34 protein-coding genes are annotated in these 21,403 nt (G+C 66.7%); 5 read left to right on the top strand and 29 right to left on the bottom strand.

Translation table 11 applies throughout. The annotated features are described in order from the left end of the window. Positions 1 to 47 precede the first annotated feature (47 nt). From JHY01_RS20805 to JHY01_RS20690, 24 genes are all read right to left on the bottom strand, one after another. Positions 48 to 281 (bottom strand): hypothetical protein, encoded by a 234-nt coding sequence (locus JHY01_RS20805; protein WP_205327614.1) that lies wholly within the window; start codon positions 279 to 281, stop codon positions 48 to 50. Positions 282 to 329: 48 nt separating this feature from the next. Further along, a complete protein-coding gene (locus JHY01_RS20800; protein ID WP_205327613.1) occupies positions 330 to 641 on the bottom strand; it encodes a hypothetical protein in 312 nt (103 codons plus the stop codon). Positions 642 to 726: 85 nt separating this feature from the next. Continuing rightward, the gene (locus tag JHY01_RS20795; protein WP_205327612.1) at positions 727 to 1,179 is read right to left on the bottom strand and encodes an NUDIX domain-containing protein; all 453 of its coding nucleotides are present in this window, start codon (positions 1,177 to 1,179) and stop codon (positions 727 to 729) included. Next, positions 1,176 to 1,703, bottom strand: a complete 528-nt coding sequence (locus JHY01_RS20790) for a hypothetical protein (RefSeq protein WP_205327611.1) — start codon at positions 1,701 to 1,703, stop codon at positions 1,176 to 1,178. Before JHY01_RS20790 ends, JHY01_RS20795 begins: the two co-directional genes overlap by 4 nt. Positions 1,704 to 1,786: 83 nt before the next feature. Next, the gene (locus JHY01_RS20785; RefSeq protein ID WP_205327610.1) at positions 1,787 to 2,722 is read right to left on the bottom strand and encodes a hypothetical protein; all 936 of its coding nucleotides are present in this window, start codon (positions 2,720 to 2,722) and stop codon (positions 1,787 to 1,789) included. A gap of 250 nt (positions 2,723 to 2,972) precedes the next feature. Then, positions 2,973 to 3,125, bottom strand: coding sequence for a hypothetical protein (locus JHY01_RS20780; RefSeq protein WP_205327609.1), 153 nt, complete (start codon positions 3,123 to 3,125; stop codon positions 2,973 to 2,975). A 350-nt stretch (positions 3,126 to 3,475) separates the two neighbouring features. Beyond that, positions 3,476 to 4,513, bottom strand: coding sequence for a hypothetical protein (locus JHY01_RS20775; RefSeq protein WP_205327608.1), 1,038 nt, complete (start codon positions 4,511 to 4,513; stop codon positions 3,476 to 3,478). Beyond that, positions 4,500 to 5,006 carry a DUF488 domain-containing protein gene (locus JHY01_RS20770; RefSeq protein ID WP_205327607.1) on the bottom strand — a complete coding sequence of 169 codons (507 nt, stop codon included), beginning with the start codon at positions 5,004 to 5,006 and terminating at the stop codon, positions 4,500 to 4,502. The genes JHY01_RS20775 and JHY01_RS20770 overlap by 14 nt, the downstream gene beginning before the upstream one ends. A gap of 355 nt (positions 5,007 to 5,361) precedes the next feature. Continuing rightward, positions 5,362 to 5,868 carry a hypothetical protein gene (locus JHY01_RS20765; protein ID WP_205327606.1) on the bottom strand — a complete coding sequence of 169 codons (507 nt, stop codon included), beginning with the start codon at positions 5,866 to 5,868 and terminating at the stop codon, positions 5,362 to 5,364. Then, positions 5,865 to 6,344, bottom strand: coding sequence for a hypothetical protein (locus tag JHY01_RS20760; protein WP_205327605.1), 480 nt, complete (start codon positions 6,342 to 6,344; stop codon positions 5,865 to 5,867). The genes JHY01_RS20765 and JHY01_RS20760 overlap by 4 nt, the downstream gene beginning before the upstream one ends. Before the next feature lie 73 nt (positions 6,345 to 6,417). After that, positions 6,418 to 7,083, bottom strand: coding sequence for a hypothetical protein (locus tag JHY01_RS20755; RefSeq protein WP_205327604.1), 666 nt, complete (start codon positions 7,081 to 7,083; stop codon positions 6,418 to 6,420). Then, positions 7,073 to 7,333 (bottom strand): hypothetical protein, encoded by a 261-nt coding sequence (locus tag JHY01_RS20750; RefSeq protein ID WP_205327603.1) that lies wholly within the window; start codon positions 7,331 to 7,333, stop codon positions 7,073 to 7,075. The genes JHY01_RS20755 and JHY01_RS20750 overlap by 11 nt, the downstream gene beginning before the upstream one ends. Positions 7,334 to 7,380: 47 nt before the next feature. Continuing rightward, positions 7,381 to 7,806, bottom strand: coding sequence for a hypothetical protein (locus JHY01_RS20745; protein ID WP_205327602.1), 426 nt, complete (start codon positions 7,804 to 7,806; stop codon positions 7,381 to 7,383). Beyond that, positions 7,806 to 8,039 (bottom strand): hypothetical protein, encoded by a 234-nt coding sequence (locus JHY01_RS20740; RefSeq protein ID WP_205327601.1) that lies wholly within the window; start codon positions 8,037 to 8,039, stop codon positions 7,806 to 7,808. The genes JHY01_RS20745 and JHY01_RS20740 overlap by 1 nt, the downstream gene beginning before the upstream one ends. Positions 8,040 to 8,194: 155 nt before the next feature. Then, on the bottom strand, positions 8,195 to 8,674 hold the full coding sequence (locus JHY01_RS20735; RefSeq protein ID WP_205327600.1) for a hypothetical protein: 480 nt from the start codon (positions 8,672 to 8,674) through the stop codon (positions 8,195 to 8,197). 133 nt (positions 8,675 to 8,807) lie between these two features. Further along, the gene (locus tag JHY01_RS20730) at positions 8,808 to 9,281 is read right to left on the bottom strand and encodes a single-stranded DNA-binding protein (protein WP_205327599.1); all 474 of its coding nucleotides are present in this window, start codon (positions 9,279 to 9,281) and stop codon (positions 8,808 to 8,810) included. Between the two features lie 78 nt (positions 9,282 to 9,359). Continuing rightward, a complete protein-coding gene (locus JHY01_RS20725; protein WP_205327598.1) occupies positions 9,360 to 9,752 on the bottom strand; it encodes a hypothetical protein in 393 nt (130 codons plus the stop codon). Further along, complete coding sequence (locus JHY01_RS20720; protein ID WP_205327597.1) at positions 9,749 to 10,159, bottom strand: hypothetical protein; 411 nt, start codon at positions 10,157 to 10,159, stop codon at positions 9,749 to 9,751. Before JHY01_RS20720 ends, JHY01_RS20725 begins: the two co-directional genes overlap by 4 nt. Beyond that, on the bottom strand, positions 10,156 to 10,581 hold the full coding sequence (locus JHY01_RS20715; RefSeq protein WP_205327596.1) for a hypothetical protein: 426 nt from the start codon (positions 10,579 to 10,581) through the stop codon (positions 10,156 to 10,158). Before JHY01_RS20715 ends, JHY01_RS20720 begins: the two co-directional genes overlap by 4 nt. 11 nt (positions 10,582 to 10,592) lie before the next feature. Beyond that, positions 10,593 to 11,423, bottom strand: a complete 831-nt coding sequence (locus JHY01_RS20710) for a hypothetical protein (RefSeq protein WP_205327595.1) — start codon at positions 11,421 to 11,423, stop codon at positions 10,593 to 10,595. Beyond that, the gene (locus tag JHY01_RS20705) at positions 11,420 to 11,875 is read right to left on the bottom strand and encodes a hypothetical protein (RefSeq protein ID WP_205327594.1); all 456 of its coding nucleotides are present in this window, start codon (positions 11,873 to 11,875) and stop codon (positions 11,420 to 11,422) included. The genes JHY01_RS20710 and JHY01_RS20705 overlap by 4 nt, the downstream gene beginning before the upstream one ends. Then, positions 11,865 to 12,263, bottom strand: coding sequence for a hypothetical protein (locus JHY01_RS20700; protein ID WP_205327593.1), 399 nt, complete (start codon positions 12,261 to 12,263; stop codon positions 11,865 to 11,867). Before JHY01_RS20700 ends, JHY01_RS20705 begins: the two co-directional genes overlap by 11 nt. Then, positions 12,263 to 13,816: a UvrD-helicase domain-containing protein gene (locus JHY01_RS20695; protein ID WP_205327592.1), complete on the bottom strand. Its 1,554-nt coding sequence runs from the start codon at positions 13,814 to 13,816 to the stop codon at positions 12,263 to 12,265. Before JHY01_RS20695 ends, JHY01_RS20700 begins: the two co-directional genes overlap by 1 nt. Positions 13,817 to 13,851: 35 nt before the next feature. Next, positions 13,852 to 14,295 (bottom strand): hypothetical protein, encoded by a 444-nt coding sequence (locus tag JHY01_RS20690; RefSeq protein ID WP_205327591.1) that lies wholly within the window; start codon positions 14,293 to 14,295, stop codon positions 13,852 to 13,854. Between the two features lie 118 nt (positions 14,296 to 14,413). Between JHY01_RS20690 and JHY01_RS20685 the strand changes: the two genes are divergently transcribed. The 3 genes from JHY01_RS20685 to JHY01_RS20675 all read left to right on the top strand — a co-directional run bounded on the left by JHY01_RS20685 (position 14,414) and on the right by JHY01_RS20675 (position 16,586). Further along, a complete protein-coding gene (locus tag JHY01_RS20685; protein WP_205327590.1) occupies positions 14,414 to 15,532 on the top strand; it encodes a type II toxin-antitoxin system Phd/YefM family antitoxin in 1,119 nt (372 codons plus the stop codon). 102 nt (positions 15,533 to 15,634) lie between these two features. Further along, positions 15,635 to 15,901: a hypothetical protein gene (locus tag JHY01_RS20680; RefSeq protein WP_205327589.1), complete on the top strand. Its 267-nt coding sequence runs from the start codon at positions 15,635 to 15,637 to the stop codon at positions 15,899 to 15,901. Between the two features lie 109 nt (positions 15,902 to 16,010). Beyond that, on the top strand, positions 16,011 to 16,586 hold the full coding sequence (locus JHY01_RS20675; RefSeq protein ID WP_205327588.1) for a hypothetical protein: 576 nt from the start codon (positions 16,011 to 16,013) through the stop codon (positions 16,584 to 16,586). 15 nt (positions 16,587 to 16,601) lie between these two features. Here JHY01_RS20675 and JHY01_RS20670 read toward each other — a convergent pair whose 3' ends face one another. The 4 genes from JHY01_RS20670 to JHY01_RS20655 all read right to left on the bottom strand — a co-directional run bounded on the left by JHY01_RS20670 (position 16,602) and on the right by JHY01_RS20655 (position 18,788). Then, a complete protein-coding gene (locus tag JHY01_RS20670; protein WP_205327587.1) occupies positions 16,602 to 17,027 on the bottom strand; it encodes a hypothetical protein in 426 nt (141 codons plus the stop codon). 37 nt (positions 17,028 to 17,064) lie between these two features. Beyond that, positions 17,065 to 17,502 (bottom strand): hypothetical protein, encoded by a 438-nt coding sequence (locus JHY01_RS20665; protein WP_205327586.1) that lies wholly within the window; start codon positions 17,500 to 17,502, stop codon positions 17,065 to 17,067. Positions 17,503 to 17,591: 89 nt separating this feature from the next. Further along, complete coding sequence (locus JHY01_RS20660) at positions 17,592 to 17,906, bottom strand: hypothetical protein (RefSeq protein ID WP_205327585.1); 315 nt, start codon at positions 17,904 to 17,906, stop codon at positions 17,592 to 17,594. A gap of 144 nt (positions 17,907 to 18,050) precedes the next feature. Next, on the bottom strand, positions 18,051 to 18,788 hold the full coding sequence (locus JHY01_RS20655; protein ID WP_205327584.1) for a hypothetical protein: 738 nt from the start codon (positions 18,786 to 18,788) through the stop codon (positions 18,051 to 18,053). 296 nt (positions 18,789 to 19,084) lie between these two features. On the opposite strand from JHY01_RS20655, the gene JHY01_RS20650 reads away from it, so the two are divergent. After that, positions 19,085 to 19,528 (top strand): hypothetical protein, encoded by a 444-nt coding sequence (locus tag JHY01_RS20650; RefSeq protein WP_205327583.1) that lies wholly within the window; start codon positions 19,085 to 19,087, stop codon positions 19,526 to 19,528. After that, complete coding sequence (locus JHY01_RS20645) at positions 19,491 to 20,750, top strand: PBSX family phage terminase large subunit (RefSeq protein ID WP_205327582.1); 1,260 nt, start codon at positions 19,491 to 19,493, stop codon at positions 20,748 to 20,750. Before JHY01_RS20650 ends, JHY01_RS20645 begins: the two co-directional genes overlap by 38 nt. Before the next feature lie 2 nt (positions 20,751 to 20,752). On the opposite strand, the gene JHY01_RS20640 is transcribed toward JHY01_RS20645, so the two are convergent. Further along, positions 20,753 to 21,250, bottom strand: coding sequence for a hypothetical protein (locus JHY01_RS20640; RefSeq protein ID WP_205327581.1), 498 nt, complete (start codon positions 21,248 to 21,250; stop codon positions 20,753 to 20,755). Between the last annotated feature and the right edge of the window lie 153 nt (positions 21,251 to 21,403).

Below are 21,403 nucleotides of genomic sequence, written 5' to 3'. Positions count from 1 at the left end.
GGCGGCCTGCCGTGCTCGGACACGGCAGGCCGCCTGGGGTGACGCTGCTAGTGGGTGGGCCACACGACGGCGACCGGGACGGCCCTCGGGTCTTTCACGGGCGCGTCCGGGTCGACCAGGTGGCCGCCGCTCCAGCCGGTCCCGGCGACGTACCAGCCGTCACCGATGCCTTTCGCAGGCGAATGCCGGTTGCCTTCAGAGTCGGCGGAGAGGACAACTTCGACGTCACCGTGCTCGGTGGCGAACTCTTCCAGGCCTGCAACAAGTTCAGAGATTTTCACGGGTGTCCTTTCGTGACGTTCATTCGCAGTCACGTCCATGTTGTCGTGTCACGTAGGCACGTGAGCATGGGCTTGACACCCGGACCGGACCCCGATGACGTGCGTGAACTCGTCGATCGTGTAGCTGCTCAACCGGTCGACGATGCCGCGCGCACCGCATGGCCCGCATGTGAGCGTCCCCCGTTTGTGCCCGTCCGTGCCCCACGTCGCGCCGCACCCGGTCGACTCCTCCATCCGCTGCGGGTCGGCCCAGATCTGAACGTTGCAGCGGGCCTCCCAGATGTCGCGCACCCGGCCGCGGAGCTCGTCGTCGGGGATCGCTAGAGGAAACGGGACCGGTTCGTTCGCGGGTTCTGCCATGCTGTCCTTCTCCTGGTTCATGTTCATGGATCTGGGGAATGGCGGCCCGGTTTCCAGGTACCAGCTTGCGCCGGGCCGCCCGCATCTACCGCGAGCCTGCGCGGGTCCAGGCGAACTCGGCGTGGCTGCTGATGTCGGCGTGGTCGAACGCCAGCGGTTCGCACATGACGCTCAAGACCCGATGCCACGCGGCGCCGTTCCCATTGCCAGCAAGCTTCACGCGGTCGGGGAACCGCACCTTGTACGCCGTCGTGATCGACGGGCCCCGCGGGTCTCTGCCGACAGCGTCGAACTGGCCGACTTCACGCAGCTGGTTCCGGCCGATGACGATCCCGGTCGCGTCCCCGAACACGCGAACTACAGCGTCGACGGGATTTTCATCCGCGTGCACGCGTCCGCCAGGCAGCGCCAGGAGCCCTTCGTACGGGGACGCCTGGCGTCGGATCAGCAGCATGTCGCGTTCAGGCCCGGTCCCGGCGATCGCGACAATGTCGACGGTCCGCTGCGGCTCGCCGCCGGGCACGCCCTGGCCGGTCACCAGGTGATCCCAGCGTCAGCTTTCGCGTCGTCGAGGACGATCCAGTATCCGACGTTGTAGGCCTTAGCGGCACGGCCGAGGTTGAACGACCACGACCCGTCCGAAGTCTCAGCAGCGAGCACGGACGCGGCCTGTTCGCTCGCGTCGTCGCCAAGCTCGACGCGGACGGCATCAAGGAGGTGCACGGCGGCGTCAGTACCGGCCGGGGCCGCGTAGAGGCTTCGGGCGGCCGTGTCGGCGGCGTCCGTGCTGGCGTGCCCGGCGAGGTACGAGAGGAGCCCGGCAACGGTGTAATGCTGGTGCGCTTCCGTGTCGAGCTGCAAGGCCCAGTCGTGATCGGTATCGAGCGCGACGCCGCGCATCCAGTGTTTCGCCGAGCCTTGGGCGGCATGCCAGTCGACAACTGCACGTCCCGTTGCGGCGTCGGCGGTAGAGGGCCACGGCGCAAGGTCCGCGAGCCGGTTCATGACGGCATCGTGGAGTCGGTGGAGTTCTTCAGTCGTGCGGTTGACGGTGAGCGTCATGGTGCTTCCTGGTTCAGGTTCGAAGGTTTGTAGTTGGCAACCGGTGCGGCGACCGGAACGCCGCGCCGAAGGCTTTCCGGGGGCTACTGGCGTCCGTCAGGAAAGTCGAGGCCTGCGGGTGGCCAGTCGCTCTCCTCGTTGTGTTTCGGCGCCGTCGCGGCGACGTATTCGACTCCGCGAAGGTGGAGCCCTCCGACTGTTCCTGCAGTGGGCGCCCAGCCTTCAGCGATGAACGCTTGCGCGGCAGCGAAACTGGATGCCTCATCGTTGGCGGCCATCCATCCCGCGAGCGCGTCCGCGGCGGCGAAAACGGGTGAGACCGGCGAACCTTCCGTGATGGTCTGCCACAGTTGCCAGCCGTCACCTTCAGGCGGCGCGGTGGGTTCCCACGCTGCCGACTCTGCTCGCTGGCCCGGATATCGCTCGGCAGCTCCGTGTCCTTCGCATGTGGGGCACAGGAGCGTGAGGTCGTCACGGACGCAGCGGGCTTTGACGACCACCGCCGCGTTGAGTTCGTCATGTCCCCACCCGTGAAGGGACCATTCGTTGACGGCCGCAGCAGTCGGCATCACGAGCGGGTGTTTTGGCTGCCAACCGTGCTCAGGCACCCATGTGTGAGTGAAGTCGTAGAGACGGCCCGCGTCGACGAGCGCGTCCACGTCCACTTGCGTCAGGTGATGGCTCCACATGCCGTTCCACAGGCGGGCCAGACGTTCAGCTTCGCGCACGATCGCGGCTTCGTCATCGCCGTAGTAGTCAGGCGCGCTGGCAATGTTCCGTTCGGCGAACGCGCGCACTGCGGGAGTCACGGCGGTCAGCGGTGTACAGCCGTTGCTGGCCGGGTCGAACGGCACCTGCCCGTACCAAAGGTCGAACAGCCGTTCAGCGTCCGGCGCATACCCGCGTTCGCAGTCCGGGCACGGCCGCTCGCGCAGCTCGGCAGGTTTGATGAACCCGTCCCACGTCCGGTTCAGCGGCCAGTCGAAGTCAAGCGGCACACGCCGCAGTACTCGCCCCATCGTCAGGACCTTTCGTTCGCGCTGGTGTCGGGCAGGTCGGAAGCGGTCCTCACGTCATTGGCCGCCGCCGGAGCGTCGGGCCGGCAAGTAGGGCACAAGTCGAGGCCAGGCGCGATCAGCCACCCGCGGTTCGCGGCAAGCCACGCTCGAGCGCCGGCGATGCGTGCGGCCCTGCTCGGCCCGAGGTAGTCACCGCGGGCTTCAACGCCGCAGTCGTCGCAGAAGACCACCACCAGCACGGGAACGCCGGTCACGATGCCTCCTGCGCGGGTTCGACGGCGGCAAGGCGTTCGCGGAGCCGCTGGGCTTCCGCTCGCGCTTCCAGCCACACTTCATGTTTCGCTTTCCAGGACAGGCGCAAGTCGGACGCTTCACCTTCGAACCGGTCGCGGCTGATCGACACTTCGTTGAGCCGAGTCTCGAGACCGTCAATGCAGTCGAGGAGGAACGTGACGTCGTCGGGCGCGTTCGTTCGCCGCCGGGTCCGTGGATCTCAGCGCCGTTCTCGTACCGCCACGGCCCAGGTGTCGCCGCGGCACGCCGGGCTCGGATCGCTGCGATGCGTTCGGGGCCCACCGGCGGCACTGGCGTATACCAGTCCTCCGATGACTGGGGCGCGATCTCAATTCCTGGAGTGTGCGCTTCGGGCATGGAAAAACCTCCGAGATTACGCGCAGAAAGTCCTTTGAGGTGAGTCAATGATATCATTTCACGTTGCCTCACAATGCCTCTGAACTGCGGATCAGTGCCGCGTCACACGCGTGGTCGCCCTACACTGCCGGGCACACCAAGGTTCTGAATGTCGGCTAGGCGCGGATGCACGGTCGCATATTCGGCTTCGGTCACGATGCCCGCCAGAAGCGAGTCGCCCACGGCAATCACCGGTTCGAACGGCGGTAGCGCATCGAGTCGCAAACGCGAAATCATGCCGGACCGGTGCATGAGGTCGCCGACGATCACGGTCATGCGGAGGCGAGCGACGGCGGCCGTAAGGGGGTCCTTCTCGCATCCGTGCACGCCCGCGAGAATCCTCCGGATCGCGTCCGCTGGTTCGAGGACCGTTCCGCCAGCGGCGGCGAAACCGCCGGTGGCCTGCCGCGGCCGGAGTGCACCGGTCGTGTACCACTCCCACAGGTAGTCGACGGTCCGCGCGAGGATATGCCCCGTGCCGCACGTCGGGTCGATCGAGCGAATGACCGGTTCATGCCGGAACTCGTCAACGGCAGGCACGAGCGTCCGGTCGAGGAGGAAATCGGCGACCCACCATGGCGTCTGGCAGAACGCGAACTGCTTGCGCCGCTCGGCCGAGAGGGCCTGCAGCAAGTCGCCCGGGAGCCACCCGGTGATCGACGCGGGGCCTTTGTCGACGTCGTACCGCAGCGACGGCGCTTCAGCCGCCCACCAGTCGAGCAACGCCAACGCCTCAGTCTCGCCGGGGGTGCCCGCCCGGAGCTCTGAATACCGCGGGTCCAGGAGGCACCACGTCGCGGGATGCACGGTGAGCTTCCCGATGCCCATAGCGATCCACCCGGTCGGCGGTATCCCGCCGGCGAGCACGGCGTCGCGTGCGTCGACGGCTTCTTTCCGCAGCCACGGGTCGATCAGGCCGTGGTCTTCAGCCCAAGCGATGAGGACCGTGTAGTACACCCACGCGACTGCGGCAGGCCGTGCCGCTTCCAGCGCGCCGTGGACTGAGGCGGGACCGGCCATTGACCGTTGGAACGCGTCCACGTGGCCGGTCAACGCTTTCGCGAGCGGGCGCGTGAAGCGCGTGTCGTCAACGAGGTTCAACGGTGCGCTCCTCAGCGGCGGCAGTGAACAAGGAGGGCGGCACCGGCGGTGTCGGTGCGAACTCCACGTTGAAGCCCTTGGCGGCGAACGCTTCGAGGATGCAACGGCGATGACAAGCCTCCTCGTCCCGTTCCATGCACAGCAGAGCGACCGGCCCGGTGTGCATGGCCTGCCAGATCCGGTTCATTGCTGCCCCTGCGGCACGGCGGCCCAGCCGCTCCGTCATGGTCGCTCGCGCCTTCTCACGACCGGGCCCCGCGTGTTTGAACCCTTGACGGTTGTCACTCGAGTTGCCCAGCGCCGGTTCATGCCGGTACTCGATGCCCACGTCCAGGCACGCGGTTGCTATCTCGACGCTGGCGAACCCGGTGCGCATGCTCGTCGGCGATTCGCGAACATCGATGACCATGGCAACGCCGCGGTCCTGCAGCTCGGCGATGAGCGCGGCCGTGTCGGCGAGGCCTTGATATCCGATGCCGGTCACAGCGTGCATGAGACCTCCAGGTTGAACAGGGGCGCGGCACCCGCGGCAGCTTTCAGCGCTCGCGTGTGGGAGGCGTTGCGCGCATGCAAAGCAGCGTCGAACCGGAGGTGGCATGGGGCGCAGAACGCACGAAGGTTCTCAGGGTCGCAGTTTGCCGGGATGTGGTCGAGGTGGGCACACGTGAGGACGACTGTCTTCCCCGTGTCAGCGGCAGGCTCACCGTGCCGGTCGGGGCAGCGGACACCGTGGTCGCGTCCGCATTCGCCTGCGCATTCGCATCGTCCTTCGGCACGACCGAACTTGATGCCGGCGCTGATCTCGTCCCAGTCGTCGGGGTAGAGCGCTCGGTCCATGGGCATGCGGCTCACCGGCTTCCGGCGGCCTGCAGGACGCGGCCGTTCGCCGTCGTCCGGGGAGACTGGTACGGCAGGCGCAGCGCGGCACGGAGCGTGTCGACGCGTTCGACGGTCGTGCGGGTCCTGTTGGCGATCCAGGCGGCGCGCTGGCCGCTCTCGAGCAGTTCCCGCAGGCGCGGCGACATGCCAGCGGCCGGGTCGACGGCGGTGACGGCAATCGGGTCGACGACAGGGCAGACGCCAACGTGGACACGCTGCCCAGTCGACTGCGCGAACGCGTAAAGGTCGCCCGTTGCCACGTCGACTCCGGCCGACGCGGCCGCGGCCTGGATGGCACCCAACGGTGACGGCTCGTCGTCGACGTAGCCGATGACCACCGGGTCCACTTGAATGAGGCCGATGTCGCGCGCGTAGTCAGCGAGCGCACTCGCGACGTCCGCGCGTCTGGTGCGTGAATCTCGGCAACCGCGGGGCACGTCCCACAAGGCGACAAGGACGCGTCGGACGGCGGTCACCGTGTCACCCCGGCCGCGTGGTCCTGTTCCCAGTTCGCAGCGACCTGGACGCATTCGAACCGGTGCGCGCCTGCAATCAGCGGTCCGCTGGCGGCCATGTCGACACCGCGGAGGGTCGCTTCGACTGTGGCTGACGGTTCGATCCAGGACGGGCCGGTGACGGTCATGGACGTATCGGATCGCTCAACGGTAAGCAGGAGTCCTGGTTTGGGGTCGCAGTCGTTGTCGAGGCTGCCTGGCCACAGGCGCGCAAGGAGGCGCCCGTACCGTTCGGCGGCTTCACCGGGCCGTCCCCACAGGCGCAGGTTGATGCCGGTCGGGCCGGTCGGTGCGATGACGGCTTCAAGGACGGTCGTGTCGCGGGCCGCGGCGTGGACGTTCCAGTCGGCGAGCGGCAGGTGCGCGTACGGTCCGTCTTCGCGTCGGTCGGTGAGGGCCTGGACGAGGCTGCGGGTGCTTGCATGCGGGCGGAACACTTGGATCCTTTCGAGTAGCGGGGGAAGCGGTTGGGGCGGGCCGGAAACGGTGCGGTGTTCCCGGCCCGCCGGTTCAGGACGTGCCGGTGCTGGCGTCAATGTCGACGCACGTGGCGCACGGCCGGTTCACGAGCAGCTGCGTCGAGTGGTTGACGTTGTGGCCTTGACGCAGGTGCACGCCCGCGTCATGGGCGGCCTGGAGCCTGAGCATCGGGCTGTTGTAGACGAACGCGTTTCGGCTGCCGTGGCGAGGCTCGGCGTGGCAGACCCGGCAGTGCCAGGCGACGCCCGGCTCCCTTGAGTCGTTCGTGAACTCGTAGACGACGACGCCGTGGTTCGAGTCGGCGATGACGCCGCCGCGGCCGGCATGCCACGGCTGGAAGTGGTCCGTGATGGTCTGCTCCCAGGCGTTGCCGCTCGCGAACAGGTACCGGTACGGGGGTGCGTCGCGCAAGTCGACGGGCCTGCCCGCGCCCATGTCGGCGCGGACGGTCGCGAGCTGGTCGAGTGTGGTGATGACTGCGCCGCATGACAGGGGCTCGTCGTACAAGACCACACCGATACCGCCCGCGTGCATGTCCTTCGGGTGAAGGATCCGTGCAAGGTCGTTCCATACGGGCTCACCGGGGTGCACCGCGACGGTGCCGAGGATCCTCACTTGGGTGCCGTGGCCTTCGGCGTGGAACCGACGCCGTGCGACTTCGTACGTGTCTGCTTTGACGTTCGGTTCAGCGGACACCGGCCCGCTCCTTCGCTGCGGTGAGATCAGCGGCGAGCGTCGCAGCCGTCTGCGGGTAGCACTCGATGATTTCGGCGGCCAGACGCTCGTACTCGTTCCAGTCCTGCGCGTCCTCAGCGGCGGCAAGTTCGATGAGGTTCCGGCACGAGAACCCGCTCGCGTTCGAGTTCCCACACGGGCCGCCGCCGGTCGGCGCTCCGCAGTTCGGGCATTCATTCGGGTCGGGAACGTAATCAGGGAGGTTGCTCATTGCAGGGTTGCCTTTCGTTGCGGTGGAGGAACTGTGGGTCGGGGCGTTCAGGTGGCGCGGTGGGTAGCGACCGCAGCGGTCAGGAACTGCTGCGCGCTGGGAACGTCGGCGCGGTTGAACACGGTGAAGGAAAAGACGACGCGGACACCGCCGATGCGGCGCCCGAAGAGGAATTCGACGCCGCGGCCCATCGGCTCCGTCTGGTATTTGCCGCCGTTGAGCATGTTCGTGGCGTTCGCGAACGTCCGGGCAGCTTCCTGGTCGGCGAAGCCGTCGCAGACGCTTGCTTCGACGGGTGCGACCAGGCCGCAGTCGTGGTCGAAGCCCCACGCGAACGCGTCCGCAGCGATCAGCAGGTGAGCGCCGAACAGAGCGGCCAGGCGCTCACCGACCCATTCGGACTCTTCAAACTGTGACTTGACGAGCGTGTCCCACAGTTCGTGCACGTCCGCTTGCAAGTCGAGCGTGGACATCAACTGGCCTCCGCTCGCGCTTCAGCGAGCACAGCAGAGTAATAGTCGACGTGCCCGCACTCGTTCGTCCACTGATCGACGCTGTAGAGCACCCCGTCGACAGTTCGGCTGTGACGCGTCGCTTCACCGCGCGGGCCGCCGCATTCGGGGCAGGTCGCGGCAATGGTGACCGCACTGATGATCGGGCGGCAGGTGGCTTTCGTTGCGACTTCGTCAGGGACGACAACGGTCATGGTCGCGGGGTGAGCGAGCGCAGGGTTGCAGGTACTGGTCACGGGTTGCCCTTTCGATGACGTCGGAGCGTCGCGGGTGTCTCTAATGGCCGGTCACAGCCGTGCCGAGGGCGCGCCTGCGCCCGGCGTGCAGTGGTTCCTGAGCCGAGATGGCGTTAGAGGCCGTCAGTGCCGAGCGGGTACGCGATCCGGCAAGCCGCACGGACCAAGTCGACGCGTTCAGGGGCAACGCGCATGCGTTCGGCGATTTGGGCTGTCGACCATCCGCACTGGTTGTATTCGCGGACCTTGTCCGACATGGCAGGCATCGGGTCGATCGCGGTCGGCGGCAGGGCCCGCAGGACGGGCGCGGCAACGAGCAGTGTGGGCCGCACTCGCGGGTTCGCGAACGCGGCCGGAAGCGCCGCGCACGTGACACCGATGGACGCGGCCAGCGCGTGTGCTTTCGCCGGGAGGTCTTCACAGTCGGCGCAGATCGCCCACGCGGGCGAGTCGGCGAGGATGCACCCGGCGTCGCGAATGCGGGCGTCCAGGCGCGGTACCGCTTCGGCCTGCAGGACGTGGAGTTTGCGGGTGTCGTCCGTGATCGGCCAAGCGGCGACGTACAGTTCGCGGCCCGGCATGGGGCGTGTCAAGATGGTGGCTCCTTCGGTTCCGTTCGCTGCCCGCCTGCAAGCAGGCAGCGTGGGAGTGAACTGAGGGTCTTCGCGGCCGGGTGCCGAGTGATGTGGAAGTTGCGCGGCACCCGACCGCTCCTTGCTCGTTCGCCTAGAACGGCGGGTCTTCAGCGAACTGCTGACCGGGGCTCGGCGCGGCAGCGGCCCACGGGTCACCGCCGCCGCTCGCACCGTTCGAAGCCGCGGCTTTCTGGCCGGGGGCACCGCCCTTCGTGAGCCGAGCGGTCGAGAACCGCAGGGCAGGCCCGACCTCTTCAACGTCGAGTTCGTACACGGTGCGCTTCTCGCCCTGGTTCGTCTCGTAGCTGCGCTGCTTCAACGCCCCTTGGACGATCACGCGGGTGCCCTTCGTCAGGGACTCGGCGACGTTTTCGGCGTACTGGCGCCACACCGAGCACGACAGGAACATCGCTTCGCCGTCTTTCCAGCCGTTCGTCTCCTTGTCGAACGTGCGCGGCGTGGACGCGATCCGGAACTTCGCGACCGCAGCACCCGAAGGCGTGTACCGCAGTTCGGGGTCGTCGACGAGGTTCCCGACGACGGTGATGGTGGTTTCTCCAGCCATGCTGGTTTCCTTTCATGACGTAGCCATTGCTATGTCAATGTTGTCGTATGGGTCCGACAGTTTCGCGAGGTCACGCCGCTATTGGCAGAGAGAGTTGACGCCCGCGAGTTCCGCGAGCGCGGCGATAACGATCTGCGCAGTTGTGGGAAAGAGACGGTCGATGTCGCCGAGGGTGAACTCCGATGTGGTGTGACTGGTCGCGAGGTGGTACGCGAGAGCGAGGAGGTACAGGTCGTGCGGGCTTTCACCGGATTGTTGAAGGGCATAGGGTGCCAGGTCCCAGTTCACGGTGACGGCCGGATCGCCGAACGGCTGCTCGGTGACCGTGACGAGCTCGGCGTGGTGCACCCAGGTCTGGGTAGCGCCGAGGACCGTTACTGCTGCTCGCTGCCGCGAACCTGCTCTCGACTGTTTGACGAGCAGTGCGGCAAGTTCACGCCAGTCGATGTCAATGGTTCGGATCGTGGTCACTGGTTGCCTTCCGGGTCGCGTACTCCGGCGAGTCGCGCGAGCGCACTGATGACGCGTTCGCTGGCGTCGCGACTGAGGATCACAAGTTCGGACATGTCGAGACCTGCAGGCGTGGCACCTTTCTCGATGCTGTACGCGAGCTTGAGAAGGAACACTTCGCCGGTGGAGGCGCCGGTACCTTCTTTGAGGAGCCGGGCCACGTTGTCCCAGTTGATGTGCGCCGAGCGGTGATCGACAGTGTGCTGCTCGGCGATGACAAGGCCCGGGACCATCCAGCGCGGAGTCGCGGTGAAAACGGCGGCGGCGGCCCAGTACCGGCTGGTGGAAGTTCTTTCGGCTTGGGTCGCGGTAAGCAGGTCGGCAAGTTCGGCGTACGTCAGGGTGTCAAGGTCGATGGGAGTGCTCACGTGGTAGCTCCATTCTGGGTGCGGCGGTATGCAGTCAGTGTCTCGATCGTGTGCGACTGGATCGGCGGTTCGTCGTCGTCGATTTCTCGTTCCAGTGCGTTGAACGCGGCGTCGCTATCGATCCGGGACGCTTGAAGGTAGGCGCGGACGTCGGCGCGCGGGAGGCGACGCAGTTCGGCGCGACCGTCGCGGATGAGGATCACGTCGTCGCGCCAGCCCATGTGGTCGGGCTCGTTGAACGCGTGGGATGACGTGCCGTGATCGTCAGCGCGGTCGAGGATCTTGCGCTGCTTCGTCAGCCACGATGTGCCTTCTCCAGGTGGGATCTGCAGGAAATCCTCGCGGGTGCCGTATTCGACGAAGCCGTCGACAATGTCGGAGTACAAGGCGTAGAAGTCCTCGTCAGCGACGGGTTTCACCATGACGTGTCCCATCAGCAGGTCCGCTCGTCAATGGCCGGTTGGGCTGCCGCGAACTGACGAAACCACGGCTCAGCATCGCGACCAGTACCCGCGTAGAACGCCTGGAAGGTGTGCAACGGACCCGTAGTTCCGGGGCGGCCGCCCGTGCGCGGCGCGGTTATCGTGGCGCGGCCAGGGATCGGCCCAAGCGCCTCGCGCTGCTGCGGGAGCGGGCTTGAACCCGTTGCAGGGCCACGATAGAGGTCCACGATGTTGCTGGTCATCGCGGCCCGGATCGGCTGCGAACCGCCGAACGAGAACAAGCTCAAGTCGCGTGCGGTGCCGGCCACGGCGACACCGTTCGCCGCGCAGGCGTGGGCGACGGGCTCGAGCGTGCCGGTCACGTGCGAGTCGCGGAGCACATCGGCGAGACCGTCGATGAGGATCAGGACGCCGGGACGGTTGGCGGTGACGCGGATCGGGTCATAGCTGGCGGTGAACCGGGAGTCAACGAGCGCGGCCAAGTCAGCGATCATGTCGCGCGCTTGGCCGGGTGTCGTCGCAGTGCGGGCCGCGGCGTCAGCGAGCGCGGGCGAGGACGTGCCGCCTTGCGCGTCGATGTACCAGACGGCGGTGGTGGTCGACGCCATCGCGCCGAGCGCGATCACGTCCAGGAGACGGGAGGCGCCCATGCCGGGATCGCCGAGGATGATCCCACCGTGCATGCCGGTCGCGCTGTGGATCTGCCACGGTGCGGGGCCGCCAGTGTCGAGGCGCGGGCCGAGGTTGATCGTGCCGGTGGCGGCGTTGTAAGCCTGGTCGCCGGTGTACCGGACTCGTGTGGGTGCGGTGGTGGTCGTCATGAGCTGGTTCCTTTCGGCGGTGCGGTCGCGTCGAGACTGGTCGGACCGAGCAGCCCGGGGAGCAGTGCCTGCAGCGTGGAGGGGCGGAACGCGATCCAGTACGGGCGGCCGGTCCGGTCGTGAATAAGCCACGAGTACCGCGTCGGCTGCATGTACGAGTCGCCGGCAGGTTCGTAGTCGTCGAACAGGAGCGTGCCGGGACCGAACTGGGCACGGGCGGCGGCGAGCGCGACGTCCGGGACAGCAGCGATCGCAAGGCCGGGTTCGTCCCCGGTCTCGGTGACGACGGCGATGCGCCACGGGCCGGTCCCGGTCCATACGCGAACACGCCGCCGCGCCTCAGCGCCGGCCGCGGGCCGGTACGTCAGGTCCGTGTCGTCGGTGAGCGTCCACGTGCCGGTTTCAATGTCGCTGAGGCGCGGCGCGAGCGCGGCCGCGGCGCTACTCGCCATCGGCGGCCTCGTCGTGTTCGGTGATCGCCGCAGACGCGCTGAGCAGGCCCGGGAGTTCTTTCGCTAGGACGGCCTTGTCGAGTCGGCGCCATGTCGGTGCACCGCGACCGTCGACGACGACTTCGTCGAAATGCTCCGGGTCGCTGGGGCCGTAGTCCGTGTAGTGCTCGATGATCTGGCAGTCGGCGCCCCAGTGCATGGCTACAGTGTCGGCGACTTCTTCGGCGGCGTTCGTGATCGACGTGCCTTCGTCCTCGGGCCGCTCGGTGACGACGCATCGGCGTTCACCGGTGTCGGGGTGCTCCCACACGCGGACGCGTCTCGTAACGGGCAGGCCGTTCGCGGGAATGTACAAGAGGGTGGCGTCGTCAATGAGGTGAAACGGCATCAGGTCAGTTCCTTCTGGTGTGCAGTCCTCGGCCCGCGGCGCTGGTGCGCTGCCGCTTGTTTCGCGGTCGGCCGTCCGTGCCGGTGGTCGTCGATCCATTCGAGGCCGTCACGGTCGAGGACGCGCTCGGCGCGAGTGACGGCAACGTACGCGAGCATGGCTTCAGCAGCGTCGATCGGTTTCGGTTTGCCGTTCTCGTCAAGTGGCGGCGGCCGGAAGTCGTCACCGATTTTGACGCGAGGCCACTGGCGGCCTTTCGACTTGTGGGCCGTGGACACGGTCAGTTGCGCGCGAGATTCGGGAACGAGATGATCGGCGGTCGTAATGATCGCTTCCGCGCCGTGCTTGTCGATGAGTTTCACGAGGACACCCAAGTCGGAGTCGTCTTCCTCGTCGACGTACTGGCGGAGCGCGTCCCAGGTCGGGAACGCCACCAGTTCAGGGTGCGTGGTGCCCCGGCCGTCTTGCAAGTCGATCGCGGCGCGCGCGAGCGCGGCAATGTCGGTCGCGCCGCCGACGAGCGCAACGCGCGTGCCGGCGTCGATCGCGGCCATGACTTCGAGGACCGCGGCCGCGTTCGTCCGGCACAAGATCGCGTCAGGTTCCTCGAGGGCGGCTACGGTGGACGGGCCGCCGCGGCCGGTAAGGCGAAGGTCCGTGTCCATGACCGGCAAGCCGAGCCAGATGTTCGCTTCGCGGGCAATGTCGGGCCCGAACCGCCACGACTCGGTCAGGGCAAGCCGGCGCGCTCCGGTAATGCGACGGAACAGGTTCGACGTGCCACGCCACCCGTAGAGGGTCTGCAGACGGTCGCCTACGGCCACAAGCTGAGTGTCTTGGGCGACGACGACGTGTTCAAGGACGGGGTTCGTGTCCTGGCATTCGTCAACGATCACGAAGTCGGCGGCGAGGACGGGCTCGGTCAAGGCCCAGATTTTCAGGTAGTGGTCATGCGCGACGGGGACTTTCACGCCTTCCGGGTGAGCGATGTCTTTCCACATCGCTTGCGCGTACGGGAGGACATGCGCCGCGAGCGCCCGCCAGTCGACGGGGCCGAGCCCTTTCACCCACGGGACGTTCTCGGTCACCAGTTCCGTGTGAGCCGACTGGCAGAACCGCGTCACGGTCGACTTCGCCATGCTCGCAATCGTGTTCGGGTGCATGACGCGGTCCTTGTCGAAACTGAACCCTTCAATGCCGAACGCGGCAACAGCTTCCCGCGCCGGGAACGGCCGGACTCGACCTTTCGGGAGCTTCGAGCCGTGTGTGGGAGCAACGGCCCGGTGCGCGAGCGAGTGCGCGGTGCGAACCTTGCAGGACTTCGGGAAGGTCTTCTCCGCGTCTTCCTGCGCGGCTTTGTTGAACACGATGTAGAGACCGCGGCCGCGCCGGGCTTCAGCCGCGAGCCGCATCGTTGTGGTCTTGCCCGTTCCCGCGAGCGCTTCAACGACCGTGTTCTCACCGGAGGCAACAGCATCAACGATGGCCGTCTGCTCGGGGGTCGCGGTGAACCCGGTAAAAGCGTCCTTGCTGAACAGCGCGTCCTGTTCCATGCCCAGCGGGTGTCCTTTCAACGAAGGTGGTCAGACTAGCGAGGCAGCGGGTCGGCGAGACCCTTCAATCCGGTGTGGAGGTCGGCGAAGCTGTCACCGCTCCACATCCAGCACCAGTCGATGTCCTCGGCCGTGAAGTAGGCGGCCAGGAGGCGAACGAACTCGGCATGACGCGCTTGGCGGTCGCCGATCCCGGAAGTCGCGATGTTGATTTCGGCCCAGCAGGCAGGCAGCTCAGTGCCTTCACCCTCGTCGTAGCGCGCCCACTTGCCGCCTGCGGCGTACTGCAGGTCCAAGCTGGCCGCGAGGCCTTGCGCGTCGGTCACGTACCGCCAGTAGCCGGGACTGGTCTCCTGGTGCCGGTAGGTGACCGCGTCCCGGTCCGTGCCGCTGACGGTACCGATCGCCGTGACGGCCGCGGCCCATAGTGCGGCGGGGTCAGCGGGAGAGAGCGTGAAAATCTGCGTGTCGAACGTCAACGTTGCTCCTGGGGTGGAAGGCATCTGACCTGGGAAAGCCTGAAGCGCAGAACAAGACTTTGAGGTTCTATAGTACCTCATTTTCATGATTTTTGAGTATGTCATGTAGGCTCGCGACGTGCCGACTTACACCGTCTCCGACGCCGCCGCGCAGCTACCAACGCTGCTGCACCGCATCGAGAACGAGAACCTGCTCGTCAACATCTGCGTGCGCGACGCTGAGAACATCGTCGCGTTTCTCGTATCCGCTCGCGACTTCGGCGGTCTCGACGTCACGCCGACCGTGTCGGTATCGGAGGCACGGAAGACGTTCAACGCCATGGTCCGGACCGCGCACGAGCGCGACGACGTCACTGCAGTCATCACGCGCCACCGGAAACCCATCGCTGTCCTTTCGGGTGTGCACCACCCCGACGTAACGATCGACGAAAGGGCGGCTTTCCCCGCCGCGGTGTCCGAACCGGTCCGCGACCGCAGCCCTGTGTCATTGCCAGTGCGCGCCAGCGCCACAGCGCGCCGCACCCTCACCGTCCCTGAGATGACCGCAGCCATCCAGGCACGGTTTCCTTCCGGCAACCGCGAATGGGGCCGCGTCGACCACACTCGCGCACGCGAGCTCATGTACCGGATCTTCGGGCCCGTGTGCCTGCTGGGCAACCACACGACGTACCGGCCGGTCATCGAATGCGCGCACCTCACCGACTGGCCGGCCACGATCGCGGCCTTCTGCGCTGACGACTGGAATCGGCACATGGTCGAACAGGTCGCCTGCTACGAGGATCCACCGCCAAGCACCGTTCGGTACCTCTACGAAGCGCTCGGAGAGCGGTTCAACGAGATCTGGAACGTCGTCCCGCTGTGCAAACAGCATCACGCCCGCTACGACGGCCGTGGCCGCGGCTCCCGAATCACCACACCAGTGCTCGTCGAACGGCGTGACGAAGTGCTCCTGCTACCACCAGTCGCGTTGAACGTCATGCGCGAGCTCGAAGCGGCCTGCTACGGGCGCCGCACCGTCGACGCCGACAAGCGGCCGATCGTTGAACGGAACGTGGCCGACCCGGACATGTACACACTGAAGGCTTGGGCGGCGCGTGCATGGCAGCACGGCGCCTACGGGGACGTCGACCCGGTCGTGTGCATCGGCTCGTGGGCCATGGACCTGTCAGACGGACGCATGGAGTCTCGAGGCCGGTATGAGGAAACGCCCAAGTTCTGGTGGACTGGCTGGCGGTAGCCCATTCCAGACGCGACGCGCCGAAGGCGTCTCAATCTCTTGCGCCGCAACCGGGACGCAGGCGATCCTGAACTCCCATTCCCATCGTGAAGGAGTTCTCCCGTGACCGCAACCCCCGCTGACAACCACCTGCGACTCGCCGAGCGCTACACAACCGAAGCCGAAGGCTGGCTTGCTACGTCACCATCCGAGTGGCCAGCCAGCGACGACGACATGCCCGTCGAAGAGCGCCTGGCCCGCATGCGCGGCGCGATCGACATCGCCCGCCTGCACGTGGACCTCGCTCGTGAATGCCGCGCCGCCGGTGCCACGTATTCGGCGCCGACGGAGAGCCGAGCAGTCGATAGCTCCCGCTGGCAGGATGTCTAGCGGGGCGGTCGCCCACTTCGGGCGCCTGCGCGCGGCCCGGTGCCTTGAACTGCGGCACTGACTCCAGCACAATGAGTCCACAAGGTGTCACACGGACGGAAGGCCTCTCATGGAGCACTGCTGCGAACGCGGGAAACAGTCAGGCATCTCGTTCACCGAGAAACCGGTCCGGGTGTGCCGCCGTCATTACACGCCTGACCAGGCCGCGCTCGTTGAAGACCTCGAAGCTCGTGGTGCCCGCATCGGAATGCAACATGACGACGACCGCGGCGTCATGTCCTGGCCTGCCAGCGCGCACTTCTACGTGCCTTCCCGCATCGCGTTGCTCGAGTGGGCGGAATCCCATGGTCTCAAGCGCGCCAGCACCTACCCGAAACTGCACTGTGTCTGCTGGCCGACGTCGAAGCGTCTGACGAGGTGCGAGTGCGGGCACAACGGCACTCAGTTCTACCTGTCAGACTCGACGTGGGATCACATGAGCATGTGGACAACACGGAACGGCAGTCGCGCCGTCGTGGTCTTCCAGCCGTACCAGGTCACCCCGAAAGGTCAAGCGGTCCTGGACGAGTGGCATGCCCGCGATGACGTTCACGTCGAGGTCCGCGAGGACTCCTGGTATGGGCACGGCACCAAGTTCGTCGGCATTTGGAACGCGGAGTTCGCGCCCGCGGCTGTTGCAGGCTGATTCCGGGCGGTCGGCTTAGCTCCGGTCGGGAACTTCTCCGTCGAGCAGGCCCGGCAGCGCCCGGCCGAGCCGGTCGGGGTCCAGTGGCGTCCAATGCGATTGACCGGGCCCGAGGATGAGCACCCACGAGAACCGGGGGCCGCGGACACCCCGAACGCCCGGCCGGTGCTCAATCACAGCCGCTTCCACACCGAAGGCGTCACGCACCGCGTCGACGACCGCCTCAGGTGCGATCCCCAACCCGATCCCCGGGTCGACGTCATGCTCGGAGACGACCGCGAGCATCCACCCGTCATACCGCCACACGCGCGTCCGGCGCTGCGAACGACCGAACTCGGTCGTGAACGTGAGCATGCCGTCGCTGACGGGGTCCCAGACGCTCTCGAAAATGTCATGGTTCGACAGGGACCTGTCGGAGCCTTCCTTACCGCCAACGGGCATTCCCGCCTCCTTCGTCGTTCAAGCGAAAGCGCCGGTTCTAGTCCGCAAGGTATTGCAGCGCTTCGAGACTCGTGCGAGTCTCCCGGCGCGGGTCTGACAGCGACCGCCACGCCCATCCGATGCCGTGGTCGTCAAGCCAGCCGGTGACATCGACGACGAACCGGGCGCTGAGGTGGCCTTCAGAAACGTACGTGGGCAGCAGAGCGACACGTGCCCAGAACGGCCCGAAAGGCTCCATCTCGCCGTCGTCGATGCGGTATTTGCCTTTGCCGTCGCTCATCGGTTCGCCGCCTCGGTGTTCCAGCGCCAGCGTCACTGCCCCGGCTGGCAGCTCGAGCCGTGCCGTCATTCGTCCAGTCTCTTCGCCGATGTCGAGCGGTTCAGGCGCGTTCACAGCGGCGGCTGCGGCTCGGAACAGTTCGTCGACGTTGACGGGCGCGAGTGCGTCGACACAGATTTCCCAAGGGCTGTACATAGTCCTGTTTCCCTAACGGTGGATGAAGGAGAAGAACTCGGCCGCTGCGGGCCAGGGAACGATCCGGTCAGGCCGGTTCGCGGAGTCGGTCATGCTCGGAGGTCTCCAGGATGGCTCCCAGACGTGGGGTATCGCTCGTTGTCGATGAACGCGGCAAGCTCACGGGCAAGGCCCTGCGGCGATGCGCCAGTGAACGAGTGGGCCGCACCGGTCTTGTACACGGTCACGGCCGCCCAGGTCGGGAGATCCGAGTCGATCTGCGCCACCTGGTCGTCAATTGCGAGTTCCTGTACGGCAAGTGTGTACCCAGCGGTTCGAAACGCGGCCGCGAGCGCATGCCGCGTGTCAGCAGGGAACCTTGCAGCGTCCGGCCAGAGGACAACGTTCGGCGTCGGAGCGAGCATCAAATCCGCCTTGCTGCTGGTGTCTCGCGCACGTCTCACTCCAGGTCAGTCGGGATGTCAGGAGGTCTTCATTCTATCGTTTGGCGCGACTGCCTGGTTTAGCGCAAAGGGAGCGCAGGACCTCCAGAATGTGATCGGTGATCGCTATTCGGCGGCCTGCAGCGGCGCGTGCAAGACCGAGTCGGCGTTCCGTGCCTCATCGAGTTGCGCTGGCGTGATGCGCGCGGCCTTGCAGGCTTCAGCGAGCGTGCCGCCCGCGACGAGGACTTGCATGATCCGGTCGGCCACATCAGGGTTCGCCCGAAGGAACGCCGCCGTTCCCGCGTCGACCACTGTGACAGTGTCCGGGTCGGCAAGTGCAGTGAGGGTCACGGTCGCTCGTGACGCCGCAGCGGTTCGCGCTTCCTCCATGCGGGCACGGAACCGTAGGCTCTGCTGGGCGAGCTTGTGCACCTGCGCGGGGTAGTGGCCGACCGCGATTGCTGCTTTCTGCACCGACAGGCCCACGCGCAGCAGGTTGATGATCCGGTCCTGGACGTCGGCGTTGAGGATCGGTGTGCGTCGGTACCTGCCTTCCGCACGGGCGGCGTCCAGCCGGGATTTGAACGCGGTGTCACGCTGGGCGGACTTGTAGACAGTCGAGTAGTCGGTGCCGGCGGCCGCGGCGGCGTCTTTGATGGTGGTGCCGGAGCGCAGGTGTTCGAAAAGGATGGCTACGACGTCAGCTGGGAGTGTCGTCGCGGGTGGCCGTTGCCGTTCAGGCCCGGTCGTCGGTTTGGCAGGGGGAACGGTGCGGGTAAGGACTGTGCCCTTTGTCGTGCCGGGTCGACGCCGGGCGCGGCGGCGGGCGTCGACGAACGTGACGCGGCGGGGGGATCGCATGCGCAGCCTTTCTCGAGAGGAGTCGAAGCAACCTCAACGCCATTTGCGTGGCGTCACGGTCACCGTACGGCGCTGCCAACCGTAGGGCTTGCCAAGCGCGACCGCAACCAGCGTCGAACGTGAAATCGACCTCCATTGTCGTCAACCATCGTCCACATTGGTTGATAAACGCGACTGTTTTTGCTGCCCAACATAGTTGGTGATGAACTTTTTGGCGTTCTCGCGTCTGCCACGATAGTGTTCTCTCGCTGGCCGGAAGTGTGCCCACAACTCAATATCGCGCAAGGGAGAAGCCCGTGAACCCTGGCCTTCCCGCAGCGAAACGAGACGCCATCCTCGCCGACTTGCGTGAGCGGGCGTTCTCCAGGAACGAAATCGCGAAACGGCACGGCGTCGCCCCCACGACCGTTTCGAACATTGCCCGCCGCGCCGGCATCACCCTCCTCACGGCCGCTGAAGCGGCCGTGCCCGGGTCCGCACGCGGCCGTGCCGCGAACGTCGCTTTGGACACCGCCACGGAAGTCCTCACGAAGCTGCGCTCCCGCATTGACGAGCTTGAAGCCCGCGACCTCATCCGGTTGTACGCGACCACGGTCGACCGGTACCTGTCGCTCGTCGGCGGCGACGGCCCCGGACTTGAACACGCCACGTCCCTCCTCGAGGGCCTGGCGGCACAACTCAATAGCTCCGCCCCTACTGATCTTGCTGCTCAGCCCGAAACAGCTCACATCGATTCGTGACGCCACCGCCCGCATCAACGTGTGGGACGGCGCCGTTCGAAGTGGGAAGACGATCGCGAGCCTGCTCGCGTTCCTCCTCGCGGTCGCCGCCGCGCCCGAACAGGGCCTGATCGTCATCAGCGGCAAGACCCTGCAGGCGATCGAGCGGAACGTGCTCACGCCTCTGCAGGATGTCACCCTGTTCGGGCCTGCCGCGCTCACGGTCAAGCACACGACCGGTGCCGGAACGGCGAAGATCCTCGGCCGGACGGTGCATCTCGTCGGCGCGAACGATGCGAGAGCGGAAGAGAAAATCCGCGGCATGACGGCGTACTTGGCGTACGTCGACGAAGCGACTCTCGTCCCGGAAGCGTTCTTCCGGCAGCTCCTCGCCAGGTTGAGCGTCCCCGGTGCACGCCTGTTGGCGACCACGAACCCGGACGGGCCGAAACACTGGCTGAAAACCGGGTTCCTTGACCGGGCCGGTGAACTGTCGCTCGCCCGGTTCCAGTTCCGCCTGGCCGACAACCCGTCCCTCCCGTCCGATTACGTTGCCGCACTCAAAGCCGAATACACCGGCTTGTGGCGCAAACGCTTCATCGACGGTGCGTGGGTCGTCGCCTCCGGCGCGATCTTCGACGCGTGGAACCCCGACGTGCACGTCACGACGGAACTGCCGGCTATCACCGAATGGGTCAGCATCGGCGTCGACTACGGCACGAAGAACGACTTCGCCGCGGTCGCGCTCGGCCTCGGCGCTGACCAGCGCCTCCACATCGCCTCCGAGTGGCGGTGGGCGTCGAAAGACGAACAGCGGCAGCTCACGGACGCTGAGTACTCGCGTCGGCTCCGGTCGTGGATGGCCGCCGGGAAGTTCGGCGACCCGTGGGTGATCGTGGACCCGTCCGCGGCGTCGTTCATCACGCAGTTGAACGAAGACCTCCTCACGCCCGTCCGTGCTGACAACGCGGTCGCTGACGGCATCCGAACGTTCGCTTCCCTGATCGCGACCGACCGGCTGCGTGTGCACGTCTCCTGTGACGCGCTCATTGACGAGCTCGCGTCGTACTCGTGGGATCCGAAGCAAATGCAGTTGGGGATCGAGACACCGTTGAAGGTTGACGATCACGGTGTTGACGCCGCGCGGTACGCCGTGTTCACGACCCGGGGCGTGTGGAACGGCAGGCTTCGCGAACCGGCCGAGCCTGAACCGCCAGGGAAGCCCGAACTCGTGAACGTCTGAGGTCACACAAGCCCGCGCCTCTGTTCACTACCGAAGCCGTCGATTCCCGTGTCGAACGCGGGCCACGTCGACCCGACTTCGGGCTCACCGTGGCGCCGCTCGAGAACGGTCTGGCGCAACGCCATCGCGTCTACGGGGTACGACACGGCCGGTATCGGCCCGTCCGGGCCGCGGCCGCACACGGTCACGTGGAACCGCCTCGGCGCTACCGGGTCGGCGAAGTATCGGCCTGCGGCCGCCAGCGGGAAGACACGCGGGGCACCGGGCGGCACCATGCCGACTGGTAGCCGGTGCACGATCTCGTACGCGCCTGGCCGCACCCGGACGATCGGCGGGTCGAAGTAGACCGCGACGCGCATGGCCACGGTCGGCCCCGAGTTCGTGACAACGACCGCAAGCCGGTCGGCGATCGCGCGAACGTCAGCGTGCACGTACGGCTGCCGCCGGTCACGTTCCGCGAGCACCGCCGCGTCCCGCTCCCGGGCGGCAAGCACCGCCATTCGCGCCGTGAACCATACGGACGCGACAGCAGCAAGAGCGGCAACGAGACTCGCAGCAGCCGCGAGGGCATTCCAGTTCACGAAGCCAGTTCACCAACAACGAGCACCCGGGCAGCGGCACGCCGCTCCGGATGTTCCTCACAGCGTTGAAGG

The sequence above is a fragment of the Glycomyces sp. YM15 genome (assembly GCF_016918015.1).
GTDB lineage: Bacteria > Actinomycetota > Actinomycetes > Mycobacteriales > Micromonosporaceae > Glycomyces.
Note: the sequence above shows the minus strand (reverse complement) of the source record. Positions and strands in the feature narration are given on the sequence as shown.

Coding starts and splice junctions, on each gene's coding strand:
- JHY01_RS20800 (WP_205327613.1), bottom strand. CDS start 641: ATGGCAGAACCCGCGAACGAACCGGTCCCGTTTCCTCTAGCGATCCCC.
- JHY01_RS20790 (WP_205327611.1), bottom strand. CDS start 1,703: ATGACGCTCACCGTCAACCGCACGACTGAAGAACTCCACCGACTCCAC.
- JHY01_RS20785 (WP_205327610.1), bottom strand. CDS start 2,722: ATGGGGCGAGTACTGCGGCGTGTGCCGCTTGACTTCGACTGGCCGCTG.
- JHY01_RS20770 (WP_205327607.1), bottom strand. CDS start 5,006: ATGCACGCTGTGACCGGCATCGGATATCAAGGCCTCGCCGACACGGCC.
- JHY01_RS20750 (WP_205327603.1), bottom strand. CDS start 7,333: ATGAGCAACCTCCCTGATTACGTTCCCGACCCGAATGAATGCCCGAAC.
- JHY01_RS20745 (WP_205327602.1), bottom strand. CDS start 7,806: ATGTCCACGCTCGACTTGCAAGCGGACGTGCACGAACTGTGGGACACG.
- JHY01_RS20740 (WP_205327601.1), bottom strand. CDS start 8,039: ATGACCGTTGTCGTCCCTGACGAAGTCGCAACGAAAGCCACCTGCCGC.
- JHY01_RS20730 (WP_205327599.1), bottom strand. CDS start 9,281: ATGGCTGGAGAAACCACCATCACCGTCGTCGGGAACCTCGTCGACGAC.
- JHY01_RS20715 (WP_205327596.1), bottom strand. CDS start 10,581: ATGGTGAAACCCGTCGCTGACGAGGACTTCTACGCCTTGTACTCCGAC.
- JHY01_RS20710 (WP_205327595.1), bottom strand. CDS start 11,423: ATGACGACCACCACCGCACCCACACGAGTCCGGTACACCGGCGACCAG.
- JHY01_RS20705 (WP_205327594.1), bottom strand. CDS start 11,875: ATGGCGAGTAGCGCCGCGGCCGCGCTCGCGCCGCGCCTCAGCGACATT.
- JHY01_RS20700 (WP_205327593.1), bottom strand. CDS start 12,263: ATGCCGTTTCACCTCATTGACGACGCCACCCTCTTGTACATTCCCGCG.
- JHY01_RS20695 (WP_205327592.1), bottom strand. CDS start 13,816: ATGGAACAGGACGCGCTGTTCAGCAAGGACGCTTTTACCGGGTTCACC.
- JHY01_RS20675 (WP_205327588.1), top strand. CDS start 16,011: ATGGAGCACTGCTGCGAACGCGGGAAACAGTCAGGCATCTCGTTCACC.
- JHY01_RS20670 (WP_205327587.1), bottom strand. CDS start 17,027: ATGCCCGTTGGCGGTAAGGAAGGCTCCGACAGGTCCCTGTCGAACCAT.
- JHY01_RS20665 (WP_205327586.1), bottom strand. CDS start 17,502: ATGTACAGCCCTTGGGAAATCTGTGTCGACGCACTCGCGCCCGTCAAC.
- JHY01_RS20660 (WP_205327585.1), bottom strand. CDS start 17,906: ATGCTCGCTCCGACGCCGAACGTTGTCCTCTGGCCGGACGCTGCAAGG.
- JHY01_RS20655 (WP_205327584.1), bottom strand. CDS start 18,788: ATGCGATCCCCCCGCCGCGTCACGTTCGTCGACGCCCGCCGCCGCGCC.
- JHY01_RS20640 (WP_205327581.1), bottom strand. CDS start 21,250: ATGGCGGTGCTTGCCGCCCGGGAGCGGGACGCGGCGGTGCTCGCGGAA.